The organism is Rhizobium freirei PRF 81 (genome assembly GCF_000359745.1).
Taxonomy (GTDB): Bacteria; Pseudomonadota; Alphaproteobacteria; order Rhizobiales; family Rhizobiaceae; genus Rhizobium; species Rhizobium freirei.
In genome coordinates, this window is sequence record NZ_AQHN01000084.1 from 231,608 (window position 1) to 252,005 (window position 20,398).

Annotated in this window: 20 protein-coding genes; 14 read left to right on the forward strand and 6 right to left on the reverse strand. The window is 60.7% G+C overall.

All coding sequences use genetic code 11. From position 1 onward, the window contains the following. The first annotated feature begins 72 nt into the window (after positions 1–72). From RHSP_RS24500 to RHSP_RS24515, 4 genes are all read left to right on the forward strand, one after another. Positions 73–762, forward strand: a complete 690-nt coding sequence (locus RHSP_RS24500) for a PspA/IM30 family protein (RefSeq protein ID WP_004124761.1) — start codon at positions 73–75, stop codon at positions 760–762. A gap of 37 nt (positions 763–799) precedes the next feature. After that, on the forward strand, positions 800–1,081 hold the full coding sequence (locus tag RHSP_RS24505) for a YiaA/YiaB family inner membrane protein (protein WP_004124763.1): 282 nt from the start codon (positions 800–802) through the stop codon (positions 1,079–1,081). Between the two features lie 90 nt (positions 1,082–1,171). Then, positions 1,172–4,567 carry an acyl-[ACP]--phospholipid O-acyltransferase gene (locus RHSP_RS24510; protein WP_004124768.1) on the forward strand — a complete coding sequence of 1,132 codons (3,396 nt, stop codon included), beginning with the start codon at positions 1,172–1,174 and terminating at the stop codon, positions 4,565–4,567. Positions 4,568–5,293: 726 nt separating this feature from the next. Further along, positions 5,294–7,096: a diguanylate cyclase gene (locus RHSP_RS24515; RefSeq protein ID WP_004124771.1), complete on the forward strand. Its 1,803-nt coding sequence runs from the start codon at positions 5,294–5,296 to the stop codon at positions 7,094–7,096. A gap of 151 nt (positions 7,097–7,247) precedes the next feature. On the opposite strand, the gene RHSP_RS24520 is transcribed toward RHSP_RS24515, so the two are convergent. The 3 genes from RHSP_RS24520 to RHSP_RS24530 all read right to left on the reverse strand — a co-directional run bounded on the left by RHSP_RS24520 (position 7,248) and on the right by RHSP_RS24530 (position 9,223). Further along, on the reverse strand, positions 7,248–7,667 hold the full coding sequence (locus tag RHSP_RS24520) for a thiol-disulfide oxidoreductase DCC family protein (RefSeq protein WP_004124774.1): 420 nt from the start codon (positions 7,665–7,667) through the stop codon (positions 7,248–7,250). Positions 7,668–7,799: 132 nt separating this feature from the next. Then, positions 7,800–8,054, reverse strand: a complete 255-nt coding sequence (locus tag RHSP_RS24525) for a GCG_CRPN prefix-to-repeats domain-containing protein (RefSeq protein ID WP_004124776.1) — start codon at positions 8,052–8,054, stop codon at positions 7,800–7,802. A 266-nt stretch (positions 8,055–8,320) separates the two neighbouring features. Further along, the gene (locus tag RHSP_RS24530) at positions 8,321–9,223 is read right to left on the reverse strand and encodes a phosphatase PAP2 family protein (RefSeq protein WP_004124778.1); all 903 of its coding nucleotides are present in this window, start codon (positions 9,221–9,223) and stop codon (positions 8,321–8,323) included. A gap of 306 nt (positions 9,224–9,529) precedes the next feature. Here RHSP_RS24530 and RHSP_RS24535 point away from each other — a divergent pair, with 306 nt between their 5' ends. The 5 genes from RHSP_RS24535 (at position 9,530) to RHSP_RS24555 (ending at position 13,793) form a co-directional block, all read left to right on the forward strand. Then, on the forward strand, positions 9,530–10,483 hold the full coding sequence (locus tag RHSP_RS24535) for a GAF domain-containing protein (RefSeq protein WP_037154266.1): 954 nt from the start codon (positions 9,530–9,532) through the stop codon (positions 10,481–10,483). A gap of 155 nt (positions 10,484–10,638) precedes the next feature. Then, complete coding sequence (adh, locus tag RHSP_RS24540) at positions 10,639–12,147, forward strand: aldehyde dehydrogenase (RefSeq protein ID WP_004124781.1); 1,509 nt, start codon at positions 10,639–10,641, stop codon at positions 12,145–12,147. An 80-nt stretch (positions 12,148–12,227) separates the two neighbouring features. Then, positions 12,228–12,617 carry a DUF779 domain-containing protein gene (locus RHSP_RS24545; RefSeq protein ID WP_004124785.1) on the forward strand — a complete coding sequence of 130 codons (390 nt, stop codon included), beginning with the start codon at positions 12,228–12,230 and terminating at the stop codon, positions 12,615–12,617. A 95-nt stretch (positions 12,618–12,712) separates the two neighbouring features. Beyond that, positions 12,713–13,309 carry a DJ-1/PfpI family protein gene (locus RHSP_RS24550; RefSeq protein ID WP_004124788.1) on the forward strand — a complete coding sequence of 199 codons (597 nt, stop codon included), beginning with the start codon at positions 12,713–12,715 and terminating at the stop codon, positions 13,307–13,309. 133 nt (positions 13,310–13,442) lie between these two features. After that, on the forward strand, positions 13,443–13,793 hold the full coding sequence (locus tag RHSP_RS24555; RefSeq protein WP_004124790.1) for a ribbon-helix-helix domain-containing protein: 351 nt from the start codon (positions 13,443–13,445) through the stop codon (positions 13,791–13,793). Here RHSP_RS24555 and RHSP_RS24560 read toward each other — a convergent pair whose 3' ends face one another. Further along, positions 13,794–14,420 carry a TetR/AcrR family transcriptional regulator gene (locus RHSP_RS24560; RefSeq protein WP_004124793.1) on the reverse strand — a complete coding sequence of 209 codons (627 nt, stop codon included), beginning with the start codon at positions 14,418–14,420 and terminating at the stop codon, positions 13,794–13,796. It abuts the gene before it with no gap. A gap of 61 nt (positions 14,421–14,481) precedes the next feature. Between RHSP_RS24560 and RHSP_RS24565 the strand changes: the two genes are divergently transcribed. The 4 genes from RHSP_RS24565 (at position 14,482) to RHSP_RS24580 (ending at position 18,138) form a co-directional block, all read left to right on the forward strand. Beyond that, positions 14,482–15,411 (forward strand): alpha/beta hydrolase family protein, encoded by a 930-nt coding sequence (locus RHSP_RS24565; protein WP_037154269.1) that lies wholly within the window; start codon positions 14,482–14,484, stop codon positions 15,409–15,411. Between the two features lie 130 nt (positions 15,412–15,541). Then, positions 15,542–16,531 (forward strand): aldo/keto reductase, encoded by a 990-nt coding sequence (locus RHSP_RS24570; RefSeq protein WP_004124799.1) that lies wholly within the window; start codon positions 15,542–15,544, stop codon positions 16,529–16,531. A 129-nt stretch (positions 16,532–16,660) separates the two neighbouring features. Beyond that, the gene (locus RHSP_RS24575) at positions 16,661–17,887 is read left to right on the forward strand and encodes a multidrug effflux MFS transporter (protein WP_037154273.1); all 1,227 of its coding nucleotides are present in this window, start codon (positions 16,661–16,663) and stop codon (positions 17,885–17,887) included. A 32-nt stretch (positions 17,888–17,919) separates the two neighbouring features. Beyond that, the gene (locus RHSP_RS24580; protein WP_004124805.1) at positions 17,920–18,138 is read left to right on the forward strand and encodes a Rossmann-fold NAD(P)-binding domain-containing protein; all 219 of its coding nucleotides are present in this window, start codon (positions 17,920–17,922) and stop codon (positions 18,136–18,138) included. Here the strand turns inward: RHSP_RS24580 and RHSP_RS24585 are convergent. Continuing rightward, positions 18,125–18,823 (reverse strand): RibD family protein, encoded by a 699-nt coding sequence (locus RHSP_RS24585; RefSeq protein ID WP_004124807.1) that lies wholly within the window; start codon positions 18,821–18,823, stop codon positions 18,125–18,127. The genes RHSP_RS24580 and RHSP_RS24585 overlap by 14 nt on opposite strands. Continuing rightward, complete coding sequence (locus RHSP_RS24590; protein ID WP_004124810.1) at positions 18,820–19,221, reverse strand: (R)-mandelonitrile lyase; 402 nt, start codon at positions 19,219–19,221, stop codon at positions 18,820–18,822. The genes RHSP_RS24585 and RHSP_RS24590 overlap by 4 nt, the downstream gene beginning before the upstream one ends. 121 nt (positions 19,222–19,342) lie before the next feature. On the opposite strand from RHSP_RS24590, the gene RHSP_RS24595 reads away from it, so the two are divergent. Then, complete coding sequence (locus RHSP_RS24595; protein WP_004124813.1) at positions 19,343–20,236, forward strand: LysR family transcriptional regulator; 894 nt, start codon at positions 19,343–19,345, stop codon at positions 20,234–20,236. Positions 20,237–20,398: the final 162 nt, after the last annotated feature.

Below are 20,398 nucleotides of genomic sequence, written 5' to 3' on the forward strand. Positions count from 1 at the left end.
TTTTCTTGAACGTCGTTCATGATTCTGGCATACATCTGTTCATGAACATCGTTCATAAACGGGAGACGACAAATGTTCAATTCAATTCTGACGCTCATCCGCGGTAGAGCTTACGATGCGGAGCAGGCATTCATCGATCGCAATGCCGTGCCTCTGCTCGCGCAGCAGATCCGCGACGCGGCCGCCGCCATTCAGTCGGCACGGCGGGCGGTGGCAATTGCCGTTGCGCAGAATGAGCAGGAAAAGAGCCGTTACTCAGCGATTATTGACCGCATCGCCGATCTCGAAACCCGCGCTGTCGCCGCTCTTCAGAAGGGCAGCGACGAACTTGCCAGGGAAGGGGCCGAGGCAATCGCCCAGCTCGAAGCCGAGCGTGATGCTTCCGAAAAGGCGCAGGCGCAATTCACCCAGACGATCGGCAAGCTGAAGGCAACGGTTCGCGCATCGGAAGCGCGGCTGCAGGAATTGCAGCGCGGCGAACGTTTGGCGCGCGCCACGGCGCAGACTCAGAAGCTTAGCGTTGCCTGCGATGACAATTCCGGGCTCGCAACCCTGGACGATGCCGAGGAAACGCTTGCTCGTCTTCAGGCCTATCAGAACCGCTGCGAGGTCGCCGCCTCCGTCATGAAGGAAATGGACGCTGCGAGCCGGCAGGCGACCATCGTCGAAAAGCTCGCCAATGCCGGTTTCGGCGCACCGCTCGGGCCTTCGGCCGACGACGTGCTTGCCCGACTTCGCGACCGCATGAATTCAGCAGCCTGAAACCGAACACACCAAACATATGAGAGAGGGTACGATCATGAACGACAGCTTCCAGAAACATTCCCAGGCTTGGGTCAGCTTCTCCTACATCTCCTTTGCTGCCGCTGCCTTCATGCTATTCGTCGGTCTCTACATGATGCCGATCGACCTCTGGGGCAAAGGCTATCTCGCCATGGGCATCCTGATGCTGGTGCAGACGACGGTCAACGTCACCAAGACGGTTCGCGACAACACAGAGGCTGACAAGCTGATCCGCAAGGTAGAGGATGCCCGCACGGAAAAGCTTTTGGTTAAGTTCAATCGGGACGGTCAGGACTAAACTTTATTAACGACGCCGCAGGGTTGTATTTGCGCTCAACCTTTGCGTAACAACTGTGTGGCGTCTTGTTGGCTAAACGAGGGATATGCCATGCAAAAGCACCTGATGAGATCGAGGAAGTTCGCGCCGCTATTCTGGACGCAGTTCCTCACCGCCTTCAACGATAATTTCCTCAAGCAAACACTGGTTTTCGTCATTCTCGCGCAGATGGCGACCGAGGGCGCGTCGCTGGTGACGCTCGCCGGCGGCATCTTCATCGTGCCGTTCCTGTTCTTGTCGGCGATAGCCGGCGAGCTTGCCGACAAATACGACAAGGCCAAGATGGCGGAGCTTCTGAAGCGCTGCGAGCTTGGCGTGGCGGCGATCTCCGTCGTCGGCATCGCCTTCTCCGCCATCTGGATCCTGATGCTTGCCCTTTTCGGCTTCGGCGTCATCTCCTCCCTCTTCGGGCCGATCAAATACGGCATCCTGCCGGATCATCTGGCGAACCGGGACCTCCCGAAGGCCAATGCCTGGATCGAAGGCGGCACCTTCATCGCCATCTTGACCGGCACCATGGTTGCCGCGGTCGCCTTCCGGCAAGGTGAGAATGTCTGGATCTTCGGCCCGATGATGATGGGACTTTCCATCCTCTGCTGGTTTGCCGCCCGCATGATCCCGTCCACCGGTTCCAAGGCGCCTGATCTTGCCGTCGACACCAATGTCGTGCGTTCCAGCTACAGGCTGGTCAACGAACTTCGCGCCGATAGCCGCATCTGGCGTGCCTCGTTGATGAACTGCTGGTTCTGGTTCGTTGGTGCCTTCACCATGTCGATGCTGCCTGTGATGGTCACCGATATTCTCGGTGGTTCGGAAATCGTCGTTCCGGCCTATCTGGCGATCTTTGCGATCTCCGTTGCCATCGGCTCGGCCATTGCCGGATGGATGGCTGCCGGCCGCATCGTGCTTCTGCCCGCGCCTGTCGGCATGCTGATCGTCGCGCTCTTCGGCGTCGATCTCGCCTGGAACCTGTGGGGCCTGCAGTCGACCGATCACGCGCAAACCATTCTCGCCTTCTTCGCCGGGCCGAAAACTATCCGCGTCGCCATCGATCTTGCCGGCATGGCGATCGGCGGCGCCTTCCTCGCCGTTCCGACCTTTGCAGCCATGCAGAGCTGGGCGAACGAGGATCGTCGCGCCCGCGTCATCGGCGCAGCCAACGTCCTGTCGGCTCTCTTTATTGCAGTGGGCTTGGCGCTTGTGGCCGTGCTGCAGGCCGTTGGCCTCTCGATTCCGGTCATCATTCTCAGCATCTCCGTGCTCAACATCGCGATCGCCTGGGTCATGCTGGAAATGTTGCCGACCAATGCCTTCCGCGACCTCATCTCGATCATCTTCCGCGCTTTCATGCGGCTGGAAGTCGAGGGTCTGGAAAACATCCGCAAGGCCGGCCCGGCGCCGATCATCGCGCTCAACCATGTCAGCCTGCTCGACGGTGCGCTTGCACTTGCCATCACCGAGGAAGAGCCCGTCTTTGCCATCGACTATGCCTTCGCCAAGAAATGGTGGGTGCGGCCGCTCCTGAAGAAGTGCAAGTTCCTGCCGCTCGACCCGACGAAGCCGATGGCGACGCGCTCTCTGATCAAGGTGATCCAGGACGGCAGCCCGGTCGGCATCTTTCCCGAGGGTCGTCTGACCGTGACGGGCACGCTGATGAAGGTCTATGACGGCGCCGCCATGGTTGCCGACAAGACCGGCACAATGATCGTGCCCGTTCGTATCGATGGTCTGGAAAAGAGCTACGCCTCCTACCTGACGTCGAGCCATGTCCGCCGCCGTCTCTTTCCCAAGGTCAAGGTGACGATCCTTGAGCCGGTGAAGCTGGACGTTCCGGCGGAACTGAAGGGCCGCAAGCGGCGCATTGCGGCCGGTGCCGCCCTCTACCAGATCATGTCGACGCTGATGTTCCGCACCGCCGACACCGACAACACGGTCCTCGGCCGTGTCATCGAGACCGCCCATGAACACGGCGGCAAGAAACTCGCCGTCGAGGATCCGATTGCCGGAAAGCTGTCCTATGCCAAACTTCTGACCGGCGCTGCGGTGCTCGGTGCGAAGTTCAAGAAGATGTTCCCCAAAGAGAAGACGCTCGGCGTCATGCTGCCGAACGCAAACGGCACAGCCGCGACCGTCCTCGGTGTCATGTCGGCGGGCAAAGTCCCTGCCATGCTGAATTTCACGGCTGGCGCTGCCAATATCCTGTCGGCCTGCCGGACCGCTGAAGTCAAGCACGTCCTGTCCTCGCGCGCCTTCATCACGCAGGCCAAGCTCGGCCCGGTGGTCGAGGAGCTCGAAAAGCAGGTGACCTTCGTCTGGCTGGATGAGCTGCGCACGCAAGTCACTTTCCTGAATAAGATCGTCGGGTTGCTTCGCAAATATCGGCCGCTGGTGAAGCGCAATGCCGATGATCCGGCTGTCATCCTCTTCACCTCCGGCTCCGAAGGCGCGCCGAAGGGCGTGGTGCTGAGCCACCGCAATATCCTCTCGAACGCGGCTCAGGCGGCCTCGCGTATCGATTTCCACCACGGCGACAAGGTGTTCAACATCCTGCCGATGTTCCACTCCTTCGGTCTGACCGCGGGCACGATCCTGCCGCTGGTTTCGGGCGTGCCGATCTTCCTCTATCCGTCGCCGCTGCACTATCGCATCGTGCCGGAGCTGATCTACGTCTCGAACGCCACCATCGTCTTCGGCACGGACACGTTCCTGAACGGCTATGCGCGCAGTGCCCATCCCTACGACCTGAGATCGATCCGCTACATCTTCTCGGGCGCCGAACCAGTGAAGGCATCGACCCGCGAGGTCTATATGGAAAAATTCGGCCTGCGCATTCTGGAAGGCTACGGTGTGACCGAGGCAGCCCCGGTGATCTCGCTGAATACGCCGATGTACAACCGCTCTGGAACGGTCGGCAAGATCATGCCGGGCATGGAGTGGAAGCTCGAGCCGGTTCCCGGCATCGAGGAGGGTGGTCGGCTTCTCATCCGCGGCGCCAACGTCATGGCCGGCTACCTGCGCGCCGACAATCCCGGCGTCCTCGAACCGCTGCCGGAAGGCTGGCACGATACCGGCGACATCGTTACCATCGACGAGGACGGTTTCGTCAAGATCCGCGGCCGCGCCAAGCGCTTTGCCAAGATCGGCGGCGAGATGGTGTCGCTCGCAGCTGTGGAGGCGCTTGCCGCGCAGCTTTGGCCGGGTGCGCTGAGCGTCGTCTCGGCGGTGCCTGACGCGAAGAAGGGTGAGCGTCTCATTCTCCTCACCGATGCCCCGAACGCCACGCGAAGCGATTTCCTCGCCTTCGCCAAATCGAAAGGCGCCACGGAAATGATGGTCCCCGCGGAAGTGGGCGTCGGCAAGGTGCCGGTCCTCGGCTCGGGCAAAGTCGATTTCGTGACGGCGCGCGCGATGGCACTCCAAGGTCTTTCGGAACAGCAAGCAGCCTGAGCGTCACGCTTGAACAGATGGGCGATCGATGGCTCATGCCACCGACCGCCCTTTGCTGTCGACGCTGGCCCGCATGTCACCTAGTGGGCGGCTGCGTAATCTGGAAAGTGGTGCCGTCCTCGTCGCTTTCCAGCAACTCGATGATGCCCCCATGCGAGGCGAGCATGGCCGAGGAGCTATTCAGGAAAGTTGCCGGGCGATTTCTCAAGTTGGAAGCTGGTTCGCAACCTGCGGTATCGGGAGTGCCGGCAATGACCGCAACCGGCAGATTCCATCGAAGCGAGGATGAACTGCAGGATTCTGCGCCTGATGTTTCGAAATGAAGCAATCCATTGTGGAACTTAAGCCTGTGTTTGCCAACTTGCCGTCCACTTATGGATTGCCAATCTGAAAATCGGTTTGTTGACCGCGCTGTCGTACGCACCCCTGACGACAGCCGGGAGTCCCGGTGCCTGCCTTTCAGGCAGGCTCGGGATTCTCGTCAATGAAAAGCGATCGGGATGCCTCGCCCTTTCGGATCACGCTGACGGGCGTCACGAAGGGTGTTCCCATGTCAGCATGCAGCGCCGGCATCAGATCAGCACAGGGAGATTCACGCCCGATAGCCTCGCGGCTTTCCCCTCGGCGTATTCGCGCTTTATCCTGATGAACGGATGCCATAACTGGGGTGATCGGCAAAGCAGGCATTCTGGGCATGCATGAGCCAGGCGAAGAGGAAGTCGGCAGATGAGAATTACGACAATTACGAATTGGGCCTACGGTATCACCATGGTCCTGACCGTGCTGTCTGCTACGGCTTTCATTCTGTCCGCTCAAAGCGCTATCCAGGAAAGACGGGCGGTGGAGCAGCACCTTTTGCTCAATAGCATGGCCGAGGAGCTTGCGCTTGGTGCGGAGGAGACGACGGATGAAGCCCGTCTCTATGTCATGCGCGGCGAGGCGCGGCATCTCGATGCCTTCACCATCGACGAAGGTGAAGAGCGCCGCCGCGATACCGCGATCAATGCCCTGCGCGGCCTCGGCATTCCTGATGGTGAACTTCAGCTCGTCGAGCAGGCCGCCACCGATGCGGAAGCACTGGACAAAGTGGAGGAAGCGGCGGTCGCGGCCTATCGCAACGGCAATCAGACGGGTGCGCGCGACACCCTGTTCGGCCCGGAACACGAGCGCATCCAGACCGCTCTTCTCAATGACGTGACCCAATTTCGCTCTTTGGCCGCGGCGCGCACCCAGGCCGCGGTCCGCAGCGCACAGGCGCGGAGCGATCTTTGGGGCGATGTCGCCAAGGTCATGCTCGCTCTGACCGCGGTGATATTTCTTGCCGTGCTTTATTTCATTCTTCGGCGCAGGGTTGCCTTGCCGCTGGTTCGCATGACGGGAATCGTCAATCGGCTCGCAAAGCAGGACTATGCCGTCGAGGTGCCCAACGACAGCCGACGCGACGAGATCGGCGAGATGAACGACGCGATCCAGGTCTTCCGGGAGAACGGATTGGAGCGTAATCGGCTGGATGCCGAGCGCAAGCAGGATCTGCAGACCAAGGATCTTATCCTGCAGATGATGCATCGCCTCCAGGCTTGCTATGCCCAAAAAGAGCTGGCCGAAGTCGTGGCGCTTTTCGTGCCGCAGATCTTCCCGGGAATTGCCGGCTGTCTCTATACGATGAATGAGAGCCGGTCGGCGCTAACCGAGGTCAGCCGATGGCTCGAGCCCGCGAACACGCAGCCGTCCTTTCCGGCATCGGCCTGCTGGGGCTTGCGCCGCGGACGGCTGCATGTGAGCCATGTTGCGGATAATGATATTGCGTGCCAGCATCTGGATGAAACCGCCGTTCCGGGGCTTTGCGTTCCCTTGACCGCGCTTGGCGAGGCGATCGGCCTGCTCTATTTCGAAGACCGTACGAAGGATGCGACCGCCGTGGACGCACCGCAGCTCTATCTCGAGCTGATCGCCGAAAATATCGGCCTGGCCATCGCGAATCTGCAATTGCGGGACAAGCTCGTCCACCTCGCCGTGCGGGATGCGCTGACGGGCCTGTTCAATCGGCGCTCACTGGACGAGGCGCTGAACAATCTCCACCGGGATCAGTCTGCCCGCACGGTCGTCTGCATGATGATCGACATCGATCACTTCAAGCGTTTCAACGACGAGTTCGGTCATGATGCGGGGGACGAGGTGTTGCGCCATGTCGCACAGATCGTTTCGGACACGGTGGGCGATGTTGGCACCGTCTACCGGTTCGGAGGGGAGGAGCTGACGGTGATCGCAACCGACATTGCCGATGGGATGGGCTTCGAAATTGCCGAGAAACTCCGCACGATAGTCTTCACCACGCCCTTCTCCTATCGCGGCCGCATCGTGGGACCGCTTTCCATTTCCGTCGGCGTAGCCTCGGCCCCGATCTCGGGGCCGACGACGACGTTGATCAATCGCGCGGATGGGGCCTTGCTCCGGGCGAAGTTGAGCGGGCGCAACAAAACGGTAGCGGCTTTTGCCCTGAAGGCAGAGGAAGAGTTGGAAAGAGGATAGCTCCCTTCCGGCGTTCGCAGCCTGCAGCATCCGCCATCGGGATCACGAGATTGCCGTGGCAGGCCCCGGTTACGGACGACCAAGCCAATGTGAGGCAAGGCGATCGAGACGTCGAACAAGCCGCGATATCCGACGAGAACGAGGACTTTCGTCAAAGGATGCGGCGCGCCTGCTCCGGTGTCGGTAGCCAGCATGTCTCGCGCTTGCCGAAGAAGCGGTATCGATTGCGGGCCAGCCAATGGTAGACGGGATTGCGTACCATTCTCGGTACAAGCGTCAGAAGCGCCAGCGCTTTCCAAGGCCAGCCGAGGCCGGCATAGATGGCAAGCACCGCGTCGCTGTCACGCAGCACTTCCGCGCCATCCACGATGATCAGACTATCCGGATTGGCGGGATCGATACCGCAGCGCCGATAGAGCCGAGCGCCCGTTTCGTCCTGCATGGAGGCGAGGCGAAAGCGCCCGATATGGTCGTGGCGCAGCACGAACTGCGCATTGGCGGAACATAGGACGCACATGGCGTCGAAAACGATGACGGGGCCGTGATAGTCGATGTTGTTACTGTCGCTCATATGCGAGGCCGATGCTCGTTGCGGCTTGTTTTCGCGACAGCTTTGCCTGGTTGTGAAGCGCGCGTCAATTGCAGGTTGACGCGCGCAGATTGCATTCGATCCAATCGCGCTGATCGGGTCGAATGTCACGTCTCAGCGATAACGCCACCCACCATACCACCGCTCGCGATGCACCCAGTAACGGTGCCCATCCCAATAGCCGCGCCCCGGATAGAAGGTGCCATAGACCGGACCGACGGGCACGACGACAATAGGCCGTCCGTTCGGGCGGCAATAGCCATAGGGGTTGCGATGGAAACCCATGCCGCAGCCATCGCGGGCCTCGGCCGGTGAAATGGCGGCAAAGCAGGCGGCGGCGGCCAAGGCAAGCAAAGTGAGCTTTCTCATAATGTACTCTCTTCCAAATGAACCTGATGTTATCCCTTCATTGCTTGAACGGTGGGAACCAGCAAATCCGTCGCTGCTCAAGCGCGAAATTTGCAGGCGATTGCATGGGAGTTACGCGGATCGGAGCCAGGTTGATGTTGGGTAGCGGGGAAGAGGCCGCAGCCTGGTCCGCACAGCTGCTCCAGACGGCGTATGCGACTGTCTTTGCCGGATGACCGGCGCGGCATCAGAGGAATTGGCCGTTCAGCGCCGGGCTTGCAGCCAGGTCAGGGTTGCGTTTCCAAAGCCGAGGAAGGATGGCTGGATTTCAGGGCGCACGCCTTCCCGGCCTTCTTACTACCCGCCAGCCTGCGTCGCAGCAAAGCGCGCAGGATCATCGGAACCTTCTTGTAGTGCTCTCCCGGGCACAAATGACCGTCGGCGCGATAGGCGAACAGCAGGCGACGACGGGCAAAGGTATGGGCCAGCGACAGAGTGAATGCCACTCCGACGCCCCAACCCATCAAGGTATCGCTCGCCCAATGGGCGCCCACCCACTGCCGCGACAGACAGATCAATACGCCGGCCGGTATGAAAAACGGCCGCAGGCGGGGGAAAACGAGCGCCAGCGACATGGCCATCGCGCCTGCCGTTGCCGAATGTCCGGATGGAAATGACGCGAAATCCGCATGGAAGGCGAAAGGCCGGAAGTAAAACGCGCCATTTGTCTCAAGGAGCTCGGGACGGGCGCGACCGATAATATTCTTCAGAAGCGAGTCGACGATGCCGCCACCGGCCACCGACAGGAAGATGAATGCGGCGGCAGTCGCAACGAGCTCGGCGCCGGCCCGCACCGATTTCCGCAACTTATGCGCGGGTATGAGGACGGCGAGTATCAGCAAAACGCCGCTGAACGACAGCACGAGAAGGCCGGTGCCGAAACTGCTGATCCACTTCGCCGTTCCGCGCAGCTGCTCGGGGAATGATTTCATCCAGACCCCGAGCGGGTAGTCAGCCGTCTTCATGACGAGCAGGGACAGGATGAGGAAGATGACGATGATCGCGATCGGGCGCTCGAGGAGTGGGCGATTTGCAGGGGGCGCAAGAGCTGGTGTTTCGAAGAAACGTCTGACGCCGCTGACCAGGCGGGCGCGGCAGGTATTGGCGGTTCCGATCAAGGTTTCCTTCATGAAGTCAGAATCCCATGAGCGGACAGAGGTCCGCTTTCCCACCGCGGGCAAAACGCTCACCGATGAACCTGGCATTCATGAAACTGGGCCTCGAACTCCGTCTTTTCGCTTCGCTGCTGTTATAATAACACGCTGACAACCGCCTGAAAGGGGTGCGCCATCGGAAGCCTGGCACGGGCCGGCCCGAGAGGATGCATGCGCCCGAAATCTGCTGGGGATGTGGGACAACGAAAGGATCGGTGGGGAGGATTGCGCTCGCCGGCTTTTTTAGCGACAATTGCAGATGCGTTCGGTGGGAGGAGCCAGATGCACGAATATTCCGCGCATGCGGATCAGGTCTATGCATCCGCGAAGTCAGCCGCGGCCAGTTCGTCTGTCGCTGCCTCCTGGCGGCGCTGCATGGTCATGCATCGCCTTGCACCGGAAGAAACGCGTTTGCCTATGCGGCTGGCGGAACAGGAGTTCGCCGCGGCCATGGAACGTTCGGGGCGGCTGATCGCCGAAGCCTCCAATGAACTGGATCGTCTCTTTCTCTCGGTCGGCAAAGCTGGCTGCTGCCTGCTGCTGACGGACCGGGATGGCATTGCGCTCGAGCGCCGAGGCGCTGTCGGCGATGACAAGGACTTTCGTGATCTCGGTCTCTGGACCGGCTCGGTCTGGACGGAGGCAAGCGTCGGCACGAACGGTATCGGCACTGCGTTGGCGGATGAGCGAGCAGTCGCGATCTTCCGTGACCAACATTTCCTTTGCGCCAACATCGACCTGAGCTGCACGACCGCGCCAATCCGGGATCATCGCGGGCAGCTGGCCGGAGCGCTCGACATTTCCACCCGCCGCGATGACGTCAACGATGCCACATTGGCGATCCTGTCGCAGACCGTTCGCGATGCGGCACTGCGTATCGAACTCAACCTGTTTAAGAGCGCCTATGCCGGTGCCCGCTTCGTCATGGTTCCGACCGATACGGCCTCTACCTCAGCGCTTCTCGCTGTCGACCGCAACGATCTCGTGCTCGGGGCGACGAGGGCTGCCCGCCTTGCGCTGAAGCTCGATGATCATCGTATCGAGGCCGGCATTCCCGCTTCCGACCTGTTGAGCGAGCAGCAAGGGGAGGCTGGCGAGGATCTGCTGGCAGCCGAGCGCGCAGCTTTGATGCGCGCGCTTTCCCGCGCTAACGGCAATGTGTCGCAAGCCGCTGCGGCGCTCGGGATGAGCCGCTCGACGCTGCATCGGAAGATGAATCGGCTCAATCTGCACTGAATTACCGATAGGGGCACGATCGCCTGGGCAGATGTCGCAGAGTTGCGACACTGTGCGCTGCAGCATGAAACGGTGGCCCTACCGCTCGAATGCATATGCACGCAGACTTCCTCCATTGGGTTCGCTGACCGGACCCGCGACCAAGGGAGGATTACATGCTGCATCAGAAGATCGTCGAATCTCCGTTCAAGCTGAGATATGGCAACTATATCGGCGGCGAGTGGCGCGAGCCGATCGCCGGCAAGTATTTCGACAATCTCACGCCGATCACCGGCGGCAAGATCTGCGAAATCCCGCGCTCGGACGAGAAGGACATCAACGCCGCGCTCGACGCCGCCCATGCCGCGAAGGACAAATGGGGCCGGACCTCGACCACCGAGCGTTCCAATATCCTGATGAAGATCGCCCAGCGCATGGAAGACAAGCTGGAAGTGCTGGCGCAGGCGGAAAGCTGGGATAACGGCAAGCCGATCCGCGAGACCATGGCGGCAGACATTCCGCTTGCCATCGATCACTTCCGTTACTTCGCTTCCTGCATTCGCGCGCAGGAAGGTTCGATCGGCGAGATCGACCATGATACAGTCGCCTATCACTTCCATGAGCCGCTCGGCGTCGTCGGGCAGATCATTCCCTGGAACTTCCCGATCCTGATGGCCGCCTGGAAGCTTGCGCCGGCGCTTGCCGCCGGCAATTGCGTCATCATCAAGCCGGCCGAGCAGACGCCGGCCTCGCTGCTGGTCTGGGCCGAGCTCATCGGCGATCTCCTGCCGCCCGGTGTGCTCAACATCGTCAATGGTTTCGGCCTGGAAGCCGGCAAGCCGCTCGCCACCAGCCCGCGTATTGCCAAGATCGCCTTTACCGGCGAGACGACGACAGGCCGGCTGATCATGCAATATGCCAGCCAGAACCTGATCCCCGTCACGCTGGAGCTCGGCGGCAAGTCACCGAACATCTTCTTTGCCGATGTCGCGGCCGAGGACGATGACTTCTTCGACAAGGCGCTCGAAGGCTTTGCGATGTTCGCTCTCAACCAAGGCGAAGTCTGCACATGCCCCAGCCGCGCGTTGATCCAGGAATCGGTCTACGACCGCTTCATGGAGCGAGCCGTCAAGCGCGTGGAAGCCATCAAGCAGGGCAACCCGCTCGATTCCGCAACCATGATCGGCGCTCAGGCATCGAGCGAGCAGATGGAGAAGATCCTCTCCTACCTCGATATCGGCAGGCAGGAAGGTGCCGAGGTGCTGACGGGCGGCGCACGCGCCGATCTCGGCGGCGAACTGTCGAGCGGCTACTACATCAAGCCGACCATCTTCAAAGGCCACAACAAGATGCGGGTCTTCCAGGAGGAAATCTTCGGGCCGGTGGTGTCGGTCACGACCTTCAAGGATGAGAAGGAAGCGCTCGAAATCGCCAATGACACGCTCTACGGCCTCGGCGCCGGCGTGTGGACCCGCGACGGCAATCGCGCCTACCGTTTCGGCCGCGAGATCCAGGCCGGCCGCGTGTGGACGAATTGCTACCACGCCTATCCGGCCCATGCGGCCTTCGGCGGCTACAAGCAATCCGGCATCGGGCGCGAAACGCACAAGATGATGCTCGATCACTACCAGCAGACCAAGAACATGCTGGTAAGCTACAGCCCGAAGGCACTGGGCTTCTTCTGAGCCCTCCCAACGAAGCCAAAAGGCTCCCGGCCGCGGCCGGGGGCCTTCTAGCATCTGCCCTTTGGTGATGGAGGATCATCATGGACGAGAGTGAATCCCAGCCGCGGGTGCTCGCGACCGACAAGGCGCTCGAGCTTATCCGAGAGATACAGAAGGATCATCCCGATATCCTGTTTCACCAATCGGGCGGTTGCTGCGACGGCTCCTCGCCGATGTGCTATCCGGCAAACGAATTCATGATCGGCGACAATGACGTCAAGCTCGGCGAGATCGGCGGCGTGCCTGTCTATATCAGCGGCGGCCAGTTCGAAGCCTGGAAACACACGCAGCTCATCATCGACGTCGTGCCGGGGCGCGGCGGCATGTTCTCTCTCGACAATGGGCGGGAGAAGCGGTTTCTGACCCGTTCGCGTCTGTTCGGTGGCGGCGAGGCATGCGCGATCCCGGCCATTCGCCGTCCGTCGATGTGATAAGTCCCGTCAAAACGGCGTGTAGTATTCGCCTAATACCCGCCATCCCAGGTGCTTTGCTACAGTGCGAAGGTTGGTTTTCAGGGAGGAAGACGATGCCAGCAGCAAAGATTTTGATGATCACCGGTGACTTCACCGAGGACTACGAGACCATGGTGCCATTCCAGACGCTGCTTGCCTGCGACTATACGGTCCATGCCGTGTGCCCCGGCAAGAATGCCGGCGAGACGGTGGCAACGGCCATTCACGATTTCGAAGGCGACCAGACCTATTCGGAAAAGCGCGGTCATAATTTTGCATTGAATGCCACTTTCGCCAGCATCCGTGCCGAAGACTATGATGCGCTTGTCATTCCCGGCGGCCGCGCGCCGGAATATCTTCGCCTCAATCCCGATGTGATCAAGGCTGTGCAGCACTTCTTCGAGGCGGGCAAGCCTGTTGCCGCCATCTGCCATGGCGCGCAATTGCTGGCAGCCGCAGGCGTTCTCAAGGGACGCACCTGCTCGGCCTATCCCGCTTGCCGTCCCGAGGTGGAACTTGCCGGCGGCATCTATGCCGATATCGCTATCAATGACGCCGTCGCTGACGGTAATCTTGTCACGGCACCGGCCTGGCCGGCGCATCCGTCGTGGTTGCGGCAATTCATGGCGTTGCTCGATGCCGCCGCCTTGTCGGAGGCAAACGCCGCCTGAGGCTAGAGCCGGATGATTTTAGGTCTGTTCGACCTAAAATCTGAATCCGCTCTAGAAACAAAGAAGTAGAGCGTGATGTCGTCCGAAAACCGCCTACACTTTTCGGCGTCACGCTCTAAAAGAGGAGGCATGCATGTGCGAATTGTTCATCAAGGCCGATGCCAGGCTCTGGGAAAGCACGACGCGGTCGCTCCGCATCGACGGCATGGTGACCAGCGTCAGACTGGAAAACTTCTTCTGGTCGAAGCTGGAGGAAATCGCACGGCGTGACGGCATGAACGTGGTGCAGCTGATTACCAAGCTGCACCATGAATCGATCGATGCCGGCCACGATCTCGGCAATTTCACATCGTTCCTGCGGGTTTGCTGCGCGCGCTATCTCGACCTGCAGCTTGCAGGCGACATTTCGAGCGATCTCTCCCAGCCTATCGCTGGCGTCGACGCTCCTGCCATCCTCGGGCGGGAACGTCTGAAATATCATTGATCAGCCGACCGATGCCGCTCCCGGGAGGTCGCTGCCATTCCCTCTTGCGCCCGATAGGCTGTCGGCAATGAGTTGCGCCGCCGCATCTGCCGCGGTTTCCATGTAGCTCGGATCTCGATGCAGCAGTACGACTGCAAACGAGCCGTCGAGAAGCAGCATGATCCGGCGTGCGAGCGGCAATGCGTCGTCGCCGGCTCCCGCTTCCGCGAAAAGAGAGCTTAGCCAATCCTCGATACGTTTCTTATGGGCGCGTGCCGCAACCAGCGCCGGATGGCCCGGAAGATTGATCAGTTCCACCGACGTGCGCAGGAAACCGCACCCTTTCCATTTGGCGTCACGAGCAGACTGGGCCAGATGGCGAAAGATGCCGGCAACTTTCGCGGCAATATCGCCTTCCGCCTCATCGAACCAGCGTTTGAAGAGCGTGAGGTTCGGTTCGTCGCGCGCCTGCAGATGGGCGGCGATCAGGTCGTCCTTGCTGCGGAAATGATAATAGAGGGTGCGCTTGGTGACTCCGGCCTTTTCGGCAATGGCGTCGACGCTGATCGCGCGGATGCCATCCCGATGGAAGAGCTTTCCGGCGGCCTGAAGAATGCGTTCGCGTGTCGGTTGGGCGCCGTCTTTCATGGCCCAATGTATACCGGGTAGTGAATATACACAACGCGACGATCGTCCCATCTTGCCGGCCATGAGCCCGCAACCATTGACATCCCCTAGCGCAAGCAGCCTGCCGATTTCCATTCGCTGCCAGGATGGCGTCGTTCTCGGCGGGCATCTTTGGCTGGCGGAGGCGAAGAAGCTGGAAGGCAGCGTCATCATCAATCCGGCGACGGGCGTCCTTGCGCGCTACTATCATCGTTACGCGCAATTTCTGGCGCGACATGGATTTGATGTCCTGACCTTCGACTATCGCGGCATCGGTCAGTCGCGTCCGCCAAAATTGCGCGGCTCCGGATACCGCTGGCGGGAATGGGGCGAGCAGGATTTCGATGCAGCACTTCGCTGGATGACGGCCGACCGCCGCAATGGCCCCCTCATGGTGGTCGGCCATAGTATCGGCGGCTTCCTGCCGGGGCTCGCCGAAAACGCCGGGAAAATCGATAGAATGCTCACGGTCGGGGCTCAATATGCCTGGTGGGGCGATTACATGCCGCGCCGCCGTTTAGGCCTCTTCGTCAAATGGCATATCGCCATGCCCGTGATGACGGCTCTCTATGGCTATTTTCCAGGCCGCCGCCTTGGCTGGCTAGAGGATCTGCCGGCCGGCGTGGCAAACGAGTGGAGTTTCCGCAGGCGTCGGTTCGAGCTTAGCCATCCAAGAGCCGAGAGAAACGAGGTGTTGCGTCGGATGGCTGCGGTCAAGGCGCCGATCCTGGCGGTTGCGGTTTCGGATGACGAACTCGGCACCGTGCCCGCTGTACATCGCACGCTGAATTATTATACCGGCGCGGAGCGTGCGGCGGTGCTGCTGAAGCCTGAGCATTATGGCCGCGACGCGATCGGTCATTTCGCCCTGTTTCACGACAGTCATTCGGCCGGCTTCTGGACCGATACGCTGTCATGGCTGCGCGAGGGCAGCAATCCCTGGCCGGCAGCCGTGCTGAAACCGCAAAACTGATGGCTCGCTTCGCATATTCATGAAATTTGAATATAGCTCCATGCCGATTATGTCGTCTAATCGTTAGACGCTGCTTCGCCTATCTTCGCCGCATCGAACCCGGAACGCTCGCGAGAGCAGGAGAAATGCGATGAAGAAACGTATGCTTGGAAATAGCGGCCTTGAGGTCTCGGCTCTGGGCTTCGGCTGCATGGGACTGAATTTCAGCTATGGCCATGCCCTGAGCAAGGATGAGGGTGTCAAGCTCGTGCGCGATGCCGTCGAGCGCGGCGTCACCTTTTTCGATACCGCAGAGGTCTATGGTCCCTATACCAACGAGGAAATCGTTGGCGAGGCTCTGCGGCCCGTTCGCGAGCAGGTAGTAATCGCCACGAAATTCGGCTTCAATATCGAGAATGGCAAGATGAACGGCTTCGACAGCCGCCCCGAGCATATTCGCGAGGTGGCGGACGCCTCGCTGAAGCGGCTGGGCATCGAGGTCATCGATCTCTTCTATCAGCATCGCGTCGACCCGGAAGTGCCGATCGAGGACGTTGCCGGTGCCGTCAAGGATCTGATCGCTGCCGGCAAGGTGAGGCATTTCGGTCTTTCCGAGCCCGGTGCGCAGACGGTGCGCCGGGCGCATGCCGTTCAGCCGGTCACCGCCCTGCAGAACGAATATTCGCTCTGGACGCGCGGACCGGAAAGCAATGGCATCCTGCAGGCCTGCGAAGAGCTGGGCATCGGCCTCGTTGCCTATAGCCCCCTCGGCAAGGGCTTCCTGACCGGCGCCATAGGCAAGGATACGAAGATCAGCGAGAACGATTTCCGCAAGATCCTGCCGCGCTTCACGCCCGAGGCGATGGAAAAGAACCAGGCGCTCGTCGATCTCCTGAAACAGATCGCCGATCGGAAGAAGGCGACGCCTGCCCAGATCGCGCTGGCTTGGCTGTTGGCGCAGAAGCCCTGGATCGTCCCGATCCCCGGCACGACGAAGCTGCATCGTCTGGAGGAAAACCTGGCGTCCGCAGATGTCGAGTTGAGCACCTCCGATTTGGCAGAAATACAGCGCGCTGCGGCGGAGATTGCCATCGAGGGCGAACGCTATCCCGAACAGCTGATGAAGACCACCGGTCGCTGAGGCGGATGCCGATCCCGAGGCCGCCAGCCGGCGGCCTCATTTCACCGTGAAAGGATCACGGCGCTGGAACATCGCCGGCATATGCGACGCCGAGGCGACGTTCCCGTGGCCGAAACTATGGAAACAACTATGTCGATATTGGACGAAGCGGCAAATGTGACGGAGCAGCAGCCTGCGCGGCGCGGCTGGCGCGTCCTTGCCGTGCTCAGCGCATTGATGGGCTTCGCATCGATTTCCACCGATCTCTATCTGCCGGCTATGCCTGATATGGGGCGGGAGCTCGGTGCCGATGCCGGCTCGATCGAACTGACCGTCTCCGGCTTCCTCATCGGCTTCAGTCTCGGGCAATTGTTCTGGGGGCCGATCGGTGACCGCTACGGACGAAGACTGCCGATCGCCATCGGCCTCCTCCTGTTCGTTCTCGGCTCGGCCGGATGCGCAATATCCACGACTGCCGGGATGATGGTGGTGTGGCGTGTCGTGCAAGCCGCCGGAGCCTGCGCAGGCGTGGTCCTTTCCCGTGCGATGGTTCGCGATCTCTACGCGGGTGAGCGGGCCGCGCAGATGCTCTCCACCCTGATCACGGTGATGGCGCTTGCGCCGCTGCTCGGTCCCATCGCCGGTGGCCAGATTTTGGCCTATGCCGGCTGGCGGGCGATCTTCTGGGTGCTTGTCGGTGTCGGGCTCCTGACGCTGGCGGCTCTGTTCACCTTGCCTGAGACGCTTTCGCCTGAACGGCGAAACCGCGAGCCTCTTATCCGTGCGCTCGCTGGCTATCGCAGCCTTCTTGCCGACCGGCGGCTGCTTGCCTACGCCGGAGCGGGCGGTTTCTTCTATGCAGGCATCTATGCCTATATCGCCGGCACGCCGTTTGCTTACATTTCCTATCATCATGTGCCGGCAGGGCTCTACGGATTGCTGTTTGCGGCGGGCATTCTCGGTATCATGGCGACCAATGTCTTGAATTCCCGCCTTGTGATGCGATCGGGAAGCGCGCGGCTGCTGAAATGGGGCGCTTTCGGCGCGGCGCTATCGGGAGCGGTCTCGGCATTGGCGGCTTTGACCGATATCGGCGGCCTATGGGGTCTCACCATTCCGTTGTTCGTCTTCGTATCCTGGTCGGGACTGATCGTTGCAAATTCAATCGCGGGCGCATTGAACGATTTTCCCGAACGCGCCGGCGCCGTCTCGGCCCTTGTCGGCGCCCTGCATTATGGAAGCGGCATCCTGGGGTCCGCGCTGGTCGGTACGTTCGCCAATGGCACGCCCTGGCCGATGGGGCTTGTCATCGGCGTTGCAGGCATAGGCAGTTTCGCCTGCGCGTGCATGGTAACACCCGTTCAAAGCCGCCGCTAAAGCCTGCTTTGGGACATCGGAAAGAAGTCGTCATGACCAATGTTCTCATTCTCGATGCCAATGGCCAGCTTGCGCGCAACACAACCGGCGCATTCCTCCGCGATCCGGATATTCGTTACCGGATCACGCAGAAAGGCGAGCCATTCAAAGGTCATGACGTCTCCCTGAACAGCCTGTCGGATCTTATCGTGAAGCTGGCCGCCGATCCGGCCTTGCATCTGCGCAAGAGTATTGGTGTCAGCGCGGCATGACGGCGTAACGCAAATAGATTGTTCCGTGCTCCAACATTTCGCAGCTCTTGAGCGAAAGTTGGACCTTGCCGGCCAGACCTTCCTTGCCGAACTCGACGATACTCTGACTTCCAGCACCTCCGTCGAGGGCCGGCGCGACAATCAGGCTGATCTCATCCACCAGACCGGCCGCGAGCAGGGAGCCGTTGATGCCGGCGCCGCCTTCCAGCAGCAGACGCCTGATGCCGAGTTCGCGTTCAAGAACGTCAAGCATATCGGCTAGGTTGGGTTGGGCTTGCGCGGAAACGACGTATGAAATGCCGTCGGCCGCCAGTTCGGCCAGGTGGCTGTCGGGCACATCGCCGCCGAGAAGGACGACGATGTGGTCGCCATCGATTTCGTTCCTGGCGAAATGCAGCTTGGCGGAAGTGTCGACGGCAATTGCATAGTTGCCGGCTTGCCGATTGGCGAAGTGGAAAGGGCGGTCGATCTTGCCGTGCTCGCGCGGCGGATGCGGGACGCCCTTGCTCAATTCGGCCATGGTAACGCGGCCGACCATCCACGCATCGCCCGCCAGTTTTTCGTGGCATGATTGATAGAGCGCCGTCCAATCGCCGAGCGTGCCGTCGGGGCTCGCCGTCCAGCGGCCCGGATGCAATCCGCCGTCGAGCGAGGAGATCATATGGCAGATGACATAGGGCTTCATAGCTGCGTTTTCCCGAGGTAGTCGGCGTCGCTCACCTTCTCCATCCAGATCACGGCCGAGCCGTTTTCCTTCTCGGCAATTGCGATATGGCTCATGGCGCAATCGGGTGCCGCGCCATGCCAGTGTTTTTCGCCGGGCTCGAACCAGACGATATCGCCGGGTCGAATTTCCTGAATCGGACCGCCCTCACGCTGTACGCGTCCCAGTCCCGAGACGACGAGAAGGGTCTGGCCGAAGGGATGGGTATGCCGGGCGGTGCGGGCGCCCGGTTCAAAGGTCACCGTTCCGCCACTCAGATTGCCTCGGCCATTGAAGGGCGCATCGATGCGCACCGTACCGGTAAAGTAGTTTTCCGGTCCCTGGGCCGAAGGTTGCGAGCCGCTTTGCTTGATATCCATGTCTCTCGAACTCCCTGGTGAAAAAGACGGCGCGAGAGCCGTTCTTCAAGGCAGCTTAGACTTGCCTGATTGTTGGGACCATACAATATAAACGGCATATAATTATAGCTGAGGTTCATAAATGCAGCGCGAGGAGTTGGTCGATCTGAACGCCTTTACCGTCGTTGCCGAAGAGAAAAGCTTCACGCGCGCCGCCGCCAAGCTCGGAACGTCGCAATCGTCTCTCAGTCATACGATCCGGCGTCTGGAGGCGCGGCTCGGCGTGCGTCTGTTGACACGGACGACACGCAACGTCGCGCCGACCGAAGCCGGAGAGCGGCTGCTGGCGACGCTCCGGCCGGCACTGGAAAGCATTGGCGCCGAACTTGCCTCCCTAAGTGAACTGCGTGAGAAGCCGGCCGGCACCATTCGCATCACCACGTCGGAACACGCCGCCGTCACCGTCCTGTGGCCGGCGCTCGAAAGGCTCTTGCCGCAATATCCCGACATCCATGTCGAACTCAGTATCGATTCCGGCTTGCGGGATATCGTTGCCGATCGTTTCGATGCCGGCGTGCGGCTTGGAGAGGCACTTGCCAAGGACATGATTGCCGTGAGGATCAGTCCCGACATGCGAATGGCCATCGTCGGCTCTCCCACCTATCTTGACAGGCGTCCTGCTCCGAAAACGCCGAGCGATCTTGCAGAGCACAGCTGCATCAATCTGCGCTTGCTCAGTTCCGGCGGTCTCTATGCCTGGGAGTTGGAGAAGGACGGGCGCGAAGTGCGCGTCCGGGTGGATGGCCAGCTTGCGTTCAACAATGTCGGCATGATCGTGCGCGCTGCGAAGGCTGGATTGGGCCTCGGCTTCGTCATGGAAGATCACGTTGCCGAGGATCTGGCGAGCGGCCGGCTGGTGCGGGTTCTCGGCGATTGGTGCGCGCCGTTTTCCGGCTATCACCTCTATTATCCGAGTCGCCGCCAACCTTCGGCCGCCTTCTCGCTTTTGGTCGATGCATTGCGCTATCGCGGCTGATGGCGAACATCGATGCTATCTCGATCATGAAGCAGCGGGGAATGTTGGCGCTCTATGGCTCGCGAGAGCCTCGATGACTCGTTCGGGCAAAAAAATCGGCAATCGGGAAGAATGCCGCCTGCCGGTGCGGAGATCGATTACCTCGCAGGCATCGAGTATGCG